Annotated in this window: 7 protein-coding genes; 6 read left to right on the top strand and 1 reads right to left on the bottom strand. The window is 41.6% G+C overall.

All coding sequences use genetic code 11. The features are described 5' to 3' along the window. The first annotated feature begins 2 nt into the window (after window positions 1-2). From ACWJAO_RS12945 to ACWJAO_RS12925, 5 genes are all read left to right on the top strand, one after another. Window positions 3-1,430: an NADH-quinone oxidoreductase subunit N gene (locus ACWJAO_RS12945; RefSeq protein WP_449140552.1), complete on the top strand. Its 1,428-nt coding sequence runs from the start codon at window positions 3-5 to the stop codon at window positions 1,428-1,430. A gap of 151 nt (window positions 1,431-1,581) precedes the next feature. Next, the gene (locus ACWJAO_RS12940) at window positions 1,582-1,767 is read left to right on the top strand and encodes a DUF4250 domain-containing protein (RefSeq protein ID WP_144153929.1); all 186 of its coding nucleotides are present in this window, start codon (window positions 1,582-1,584) and stop codon (window positions 1,765-1,767) included. 154 nt (window positions 1,768-1,921) lie between these two features. Continuing rightward, on the top strand, window positions 1,922-2,815 hold the full coding sequence (locus ACWJAO_RS12935) for a YitT family protein (RefSeq protein WP_264899056.1): 894 nt from the start codon (window positions 1,922-1,924) through the stop codon (window positions 2,813-2,815). A 230-nt stretch (window positions 2,816-3,045) separates the two neighbouring features. Then, complete coding sequence (locus ACWJAO_RS12930; protein WP_449140551.1) at window positions 3,046-4,803, top strand: ATP-binding protein; 1,758 nt, start codon at window positions 3,046-3,048, stop codon at window positions 4,801-4,803. A gap of 780 nt (window positions 4,804-5,583) precedes the next feature. Further along, window positions 5,584-5,733 carry a protein tyrosine phosphatase gene (locus ACWJAO_RS12925; protein ID WP_287859599.1) on the top strand — a complete coding sequence of 50 codons (150 nt, stop codon included), beginning with the start codon at window positions 5,584-5,586 and terminating at the stop codon, window positions 5,731-5,733. A 43-nt stretch (window positions 5,734-5,776) separates the two neighbouring features. Here ACWJAO_RS12925 and ACWJAO_RS12920 read toward each other — a convergent pair whose 3' ends face one another. Continuing rightward, window positions 5,777-5,920: a hypothetical protein gene (locus ACWJAO_RS12920; protein WP_287859600.1), complete on the bottom strand. Its 144-nt coding sequence runs from the start codon at window positions 5,918-5,920 to the stop codon at window positions 5,777-5,779. Window positions 5,921-6,744: 824 nt separating this feature from the next. Between ACWJAO_RS12920 and ACWJAO_RS12915 the strand changes: the two genes are divergently transcribed. Continuing rightward, window positions 6,745-7,096 (top strand): adenine-specific methyltransferase EcoRI family protein (locus tag ACWJAO_RS12915; RefSeq protein ID WP_449140550.1); only part of this gene is annotated, 352 nt, incomplete at its 3' end.

The raw sequence follows: 7,096 nt of genomic DNA, 5'->3' as shown, positions 1-7,096 counted from the left end.
ATATGATTCCAGAAGCTACCCTGATGGTAGTTCTGTTGATCACTTTCATTGCTGACTTCTGCAGTTCCAAGAGCGCAGACCGTAAGTGGTTCAATCCTCTGGTATGTCTCTTGATGGTGGCTCACATTGCCATCAACATCTTCCCAACAGAAGCCACAGAGGCATTTGGCGGCATGTACACCACAAGTCCTGCTGCCGGTGTCTTGAAGACTATCCTGGCGCTGGGTACCCTCATCGTGATGGTACAGGCTAAGGAGTGGTTGAGCCGTGAGGACACAGCCTTCAAGGAGGGTGAGTTCTATATGCTGATTATCTCTACCTTGCTCGGTATGAACATGATGGTTAGTGCCAACCACTTCCTCCTGTTCTTCCTCGGCCTCGAAATGGCATCTGTGCCAATGGCTTGCTTGGTAGCATTCGATAAGTACCGTCACAATTCTGCTGAGGCAGGTGCCAAGTTCATCCTTACTGCTACTTTCTCTAGTGGCGTGATGATCTACGGTATCTCTCTGCTCTATGCAGCTTGTGGTACTTTGTACTTCAACGATATGGCAAACGTTATCTCTGCATCTCCATTGACAATCGCCGGTATGGTATTCTTCTTCAGTGGTCTCGGTTTCAAGATTTCCTTGGTTCCTTTCCACTTCTGGACAGCCGATTCATACCAGGGTGCACCAACTACTGTTACAGGTTATCTGTCAGTAGTATCTAAGGGTGCTGCAGCGTTCACTCTCTGCGCTATCCTGATGAAGGTGTTCCAGCCAATGGTAGAGTACTGGACTGTGTTGCTTTACATCGTGATTGTACTTTCTATCACTATCGCCAACCTGTTTGCCATCCGTCAGAGCGACCTGAAGCGTTTCATGGCATTCTCTTCTATCTCTCAGGCAGGTTACATCATGTTGGCTGTGGTAGGTAACTCAGCGATGAGCGTGAGTGCTTTGACTTACTATGTACTGATTTATGTAGTAGCCAACCTGAGCGTGTTCACCATCATCTCATCTATTGAGGAGCACAACAATGGTACTGTTCAGATGGACAGCTACAATGGTTTGTACAAGACCAATCCACGTCTGGCGTTCCTGATGACTTTGGCATTGTTCTCATTGGGTGGTATTCCTCCATTCGCTGGTATGTTCTCGAAGTTCTTCGTGTTCATGGCAGCCGTTGGAACTCACGATATCCACACCACATTGGGAGCATGGGCATACGGCGTAGTATTCATCGCGTTGGTAAATACAGTTATCAGCTTGTACTACTATCTGCTCATCGTGAAGGCAATGTTCATCAAGCACAGCGATAATCCGCTTCCTACTTTCCAGAGCGCATGCTCAACCAAGTTGGCGCTTGCAATCTGCACCGTAGGTATCGTAGCATTTGGTATTTGCTCATTCGTCTTCGACTGGATTTCAGTGGCAGTGAATGCGTAAATCATCAATAATTTATAAAAATCCCAGCAATCGGTAAAAGATTGCTGGGATTTTTTGGTATTGTCTGAATTTTGCAGTAATTTTGCACCCCGAAAGAGGCATGGTGCCTCAAGTAATCAATAATAAATATTAATTAATCAATATAAAAAGGATGGATAAGTTACCAATGAATGATGTTCCGATGCTTGTAAGCGCTATCAACTTCCTGCTTCGTGACCACGAGTTTGAAACACTCGATGAGATTTGTAATCACTTTAATGTGAACCGTGCGGCATTAGAAGCCAAATTGGCTACCCAAGGATTTGAGTGGTCAGAGCAACAGAAGAAATTCTGGTAAAACCCACACGCTCAGAAAAGTATAGTCAGCACGCCCTGTAAGGGCAGAAGCTCCTAGCCCAGGGCAACACCCTGGGTAAATATAATTGCATTTAAAACGCCCTGTAAGGGCAAAAGCTTTTAAAAAAATATAAATTGTAAATTATAAATTAATTATGACTCCTCCTCGACCCTTGTGGAAGTCTGTACAAGACTATGTTTTGATTGCGATAGGTATGATATCCTACGCTATAGGATGGAACGTGTTCCTCTTGCCAACCAATGTAACAGCAAGCGGACTTCCTGGTATCTCCAGTATTATCTATTGGGCAACCGGTTGCCCTGTGCAAATTCCGTATTTTATCGTCAACGCCACCTTATTAATATGTGCGTTCAAGATTTTAGGAGCAAAGTTCTGTGTCAAGACTGTTTATGCCGTAATAGTGGTAACCATCCTGACCTCTTTCTTCTCCAGCCGTTTAGGTGATGTTCATCTTTTGGAAAACCAACCTTTATGGGCTGCTTTCCTGGGTGCCGTTTTCTGTGGCTGCGGAATCGGACTCGGTTTCTCTGTTGGTGGAAGTACGGGTGGTACGGATATCATCGCAGCCATCGTCAACAAGTATCGCGACATTTCTCTAGGTAGAGTGATTATGATATGCGACATCTTCATCATCAGTTCCAGCTATCTGGTGGTACACGATTGGGAGAAGGTGTTATATGGTTATGTAGTTCTTTGCGTTCAGGCATTCTGCATCGACCAGGTAGTAAACAGCAGAAGACGAAGCGTACAGTTCTTTATCATTTCACAGAAGTATGAGGAGATAGGCAAGCGCATCAATGTAGATGCTGATAGGGGAGTAACGGTGGTGAATGCCAGCGGTTTTTATTCCGGTCAGGATGTGAAGATGCTTTTCGTGTTAGCCAAGCAGCGTCAGGCTCCTGCTATCTTCCGTCTTATCGGCGAGATTGATCCTCATGCCTTCGTCAGTCAGAGTGCCGTTATCGGTGTGTATGGTGAAGGTTTTGACAAGATAAAATATAAAAGCAAAAAAGAGCACGGAGTTTAATATTCCGTGCTTTTTTTATACAGTTCTGCTTACGAAAAAGATTGTTACGTGCGTATGTTTGGTTCACTAAAATGAAGATATCGGATAGATTCAAATTTTAGGAGGTAATATAGTTCATATAGCCAAAATACCAATAATTTTTAGCAATACAAAGAAAAGGAGACAGATTCTTTGGCATATTCAGATAAATTTCTTATTTTTGCAAAGGTAAATTATAAAAAGGAGCAATCATGAATCAGAATATGAAACGTTTGCCTTACGGCATCAATGACTTTGAGGCGGTAATAGAACAAAATCAATATTATGTGGATAAGACGATGTATTTGCCTTTGTTGGAAAACCAACCTAGCAACATCTTCTTTATTCGTCCACGCCGGTTTGGTAAGAGCATATTCCTGAGTATGCTCCATGCTTATTACGACTGTAGCAAGAAAGAGAAATTCCAAACTCTTTTCGGTGATTTATGGGTTGGTAAGCATCCTACTCCTTTGCAGGGAAAGTATCAGATTCTTCACCTTGATTTCTCGTATGTGGGTGGTGGTATCGAAAAGTTGGAGGAAAACTTCAATATGTATCTGCGTGTCAAATTGGACGGTTTCATGCGAGTTTACCAAGAGTTTTATCTGGCAGATTTTAAGGAGAGATTCTTTAAGTCAGATTCTGGTACGGAGAAACTGGCTTTGCTTCAGGATGAGACTGCAGCCAAGGGCATTCCTCTCTATCTGATCATCGATGAATATGACAATTTCACCAATACCGTGCTCAATGAGCAGGGCGAGAATGTATATTGGGCAATCACCCATGCCGACGGCTTCTACCGTGATGTCTTCAAGAAGTTCAAGGGTATGTTTGAACGTATTTTCATCACAGGTGTCAGTCCTGTTACCTTGGACGATGTGACGAGTGGATTCAATATTGGCTGGCATATCTCCACCAAGCCAGAGTTCAATCAGATGTTGGGCTTCTCTTTGGAGGAAGTGCGCAAGATGTTTGCTTATTACAAGGAAATGGGGGGTATTCCTGCAACAAGTGACATCGAGGCAATGATAGACGAGATGAAGCCTTGGTATGATAACTATTGTTTCTCAGAGGATGCTCTGCATACTCAGAGTAAAGTGTTCAATAGTGATATGGTCATCTATTATCTCCGAAATTATATAGATAGGGGAGAAGCTCCAAAGCAGATGATAGATCCAAACACGAAGACAGACTACAACAAGATGAAGAAACTTCTTCAGTTGGATAAGTTGGATGGCGACCGCAAAGGTGTTATCCGCACGATAGCCGAGACGGGGCAGATTGTGGCTCCTTTGACAGAAACCTTTTCTGCCTATAGGTTGACCGACCCTCAGATATTTACGAGTCTGCTGTTTTTTTATGGTATGTTGACCATCAAGGGAACTCGTGGCGATAAGATGATATTGGGTATTCCAAACAATAATGTCCGTAAGCAGTACTATGGCTATTTGATGGACTTGTATGAGGAAAGGTCATACGTAGATACCAACCAACTTACTGATTATTATTATGATATGGCGTACGAGGGTAAGTGGCGTGAAGGATTACAGTTTATGGCAGATGCCTATTCCAAGGTATCGTCAGTTCGTGACGGCATAGAGTCGGAGCGTAATCTTCAAGGTTTCTTCATGGCATATCTGAATTTGAACAATTACTATTATACCGCACCGGAGCTAGAGTTGAACCATGGCTATTGTGATTTTTTCCTTTTGCCAAATCTTACTCATTATGCTACGAAGCATAGTTATATCCTGGAGCTGAAGGTGTTGTCGAAGAAAGATTACGAGTCAAAGCCAGAGGATGGCAAACTTTCTAAGGCAGAAGCACAATGGCAAGAGGCTGAGGAACAAATCAAGCGATATGCCGCAGCTCCAAGGGTCGAGGCGCTGCGTCAGGGTACAATGCTCCATAAAATCATCATGCAGTTTGTAGCAGGTAAGTTGGTGAGGATGGAGGAAGTGGTATGTTGAGAGATGTAGAATAAATTTAGTGTTCAAAGAGCACGGAGTTTAATATTCCGTGCTTTTTTTATGCATCAGGAAAAGTCAAGAGGGTGAATCATAAACTTATGACACACCCTCACTTTACCAAAAGAGCAAGTCTGGGTTCGGTAAGTCCAGTGGAAGGGTAGTGACTCAAGTAGTTCAGTCGAGTAACTCAAGTAGTTCAGTAAGCGAGTTCAGACGTCTCAGTTAGCTGATGCAGACGTCTCGATAAGCTTACAGATACGTCTCCGTTAGCTTACGCAGTAATATCTGTAACCCGATGCAGCCATATTCGTAACCCGATGCAGTCATATCCGTAACCCGATGCAGTCATATCCGTAACCCAGCGCAGCCATATTCGTAACCCAGCGCAGCCTTCATATGAACAAATTTTATGTAATCATCTATCATCCATCACGATTTGCATGTATCATACATCTTAATATGTTAATATACAGATACTTGAATAGCGTGATAGATATTTCAAAAACGGAAATATCCCTCACGCTATCCATCACGATTTGGGGTTATCCCTCACGATTTTCTCACTACACTCTACCAGATACTGTTTCTTTGCAGCCGTGTTGCTAAAATAAAATTAATCTGCATTTTATTAGGATAAAGATGCTTTAGTTTCAAAAATAATCCGTATCTTTGCAGTCGTATTCTTCCCGATAGTAGTTCTTAAATGCTTAATCTGGTAGAATGAAATTTAGAAAGAGCGGACATTTGGGATGCTCATAATTTAATAATGGAGGATTGGATATGAATAAATTAACAAGAGAAGAGGCGCTTAGACGTTGGAAATCTGCCAAGGCCACAAAGAAAGCCATGGTTGACAAGATGCAGAAGATGCTTTATGAAGACAACAAATTACGTACAGGCGAGGAGCCTGTGAGATTTAATGTCTTGTAATGAAAGAATTAGCGACATCTTTATAATCCATTTCATGTTGTTTTTATATTACCATCAACAATTGCAGCAAAGCCTTAAAGCCGCCCTTGTTCTTTTCTTCTTTGAAAACATTGAGAACTTTATCGATGAGTCCGCAATAGTATTTAAAGGCCTCATCATAATTGAAGAATCTGAGATATGTAGTCATAATCTATGGGTTTAACGTCTTTTCTACAATAATAATCTAAGATTAGCGCACGTATTTCAGAAATAATTATTATTTTTACAATTGCATTCTACCGCAGAATGCCAATGGCAAGAGGCTGAGGAACAAATCAATCAATATGCCACAGCTCCAAGGGTCGAGGTGCTACGTCAAGGTACAACGCTCCATAAAATCATCATGCAGTTTGTAGCAGGTAAGTTGGTGAGGATGGAGGAAGTGGTATTTTAGGAGAAGTAACCATCAAAAGTAACTATCAAGGCGATAGAGTAACCAACAAAAGTAACCATCAAGAAGATAAAGTAACTATCAAAAGTAACCATGAAGAAAATATGCTTTAAAATGTAGAATCCTGTCGGCATCATAGTCAGCAGGATTCTCTTATAAACTTCTTCTTTCTAATTGTGTCCCTCATATAACTTTTTGAAATATTTTTAGCTAAAAGTTTTGTTGTTAAAAATAAAACTTGTACCTTTGCATCGGGTATCGTTCTAGGATTAGTATGGTTCCCAAGACATTGTGGGTAAAAACAAAAGCATTCGCTATTATTTCGCGTTTAGCCAAGAGCGTAGGAAACTCAATTTGGAATAACAAGCACGGAAATAATATGTGATAGGTGGTTCGTATATATATGTAGCCTCCAGTCAATCCGATTAAGCAATGCAAACACGCTATAGGCGTGATGCATTCTTATGGATTGACTGGGGCTCCATTCCTACGCCGCCCCGTGCTAAACGCGATAAGAGGCATCACGCCCTTTTTGTGTTTTAGCGGATTGATAGTTGGGTGCGTAACAACTATCAATAATTATGGCAAATAGTACATTATCAAATGCTAAGGCTGCCAAGAAAGACGAGTTCTATACCATGTTTTATGATATAGAAACCGAAATGGAAGCCTATCTCGATTACAATCCAAATGTATTTCGTGGCAAGACGGTTCTTCTGCCTTGTGATGACCCGGAGTGGAGTAACTTCACTAAGTATTTTGCACAGAATTTTAAAGATTTGGGTTTGAAGAAACTTATCTCAACGAGCTATGCTATCAATAGCAAGGTTATCAAAGCAGGAATTCAAACATCCTTTTTGGAAACAACTTCTCCAAAGTTTGACAAGTCTAAGACTAACACCCATGGTAAAATTTTTGTTTTAGAAAAAAAAA

The organism is Segatella sp., assembly GCF_977051555.1.
This window is presented reverse-complemented; position numbering and strand designations above follow the sequence as displayed.

What these genes read in the sequence shown, in the direction of transcription:
- ACWJAO_RS12945 (WP_449140552.1), top strand. Translation starts at nt 3, where the DNA reads ATGATTCCAGAAGCTACCCTGATGGTAGTTCTGTTGATCACTTTCATT.
- ACWJAO_RS12940 (WP_144153929.1), top strand. Translation starts at nt 1,582, where the DNA reads ATGGATAAGTTACCAATGAATGATGTTCCGATGCTTGTAAGCGCTATC.
- ACWJAO_RS12935 (WP_264899056.1), top strand. Translation starts at nt 1,922, where the DNA reads ATGACTCCTCCTCGACCCTTGTGGAAGTCTGTACAAGACTATGTTTTG.
- ACWJAO_RS12930 (WP_449140551.1), top strand. Translation starts at nt 3,046, where the DNA reads ATGAATCAGAATATGAAACGTTTGCCTTACGGCATCAATGACTTTGAG.
- ACWJAO_RS12925 (WP_287859599.1), top strand. Translation starts at nt 5,584, where the DNA reads ATGAATAAATTAACAAGAGAAGAGGCGCTTAGACGTTGGAAATCTGCC.
- ACWJAO_RS12920 (WP_287859600.1), bottom strand. Translation starts at nt 5,920, where the DNA reads ATGACTACATATCTCAGATTCTTCAATTATGATGAGGCCTTTAAATAC.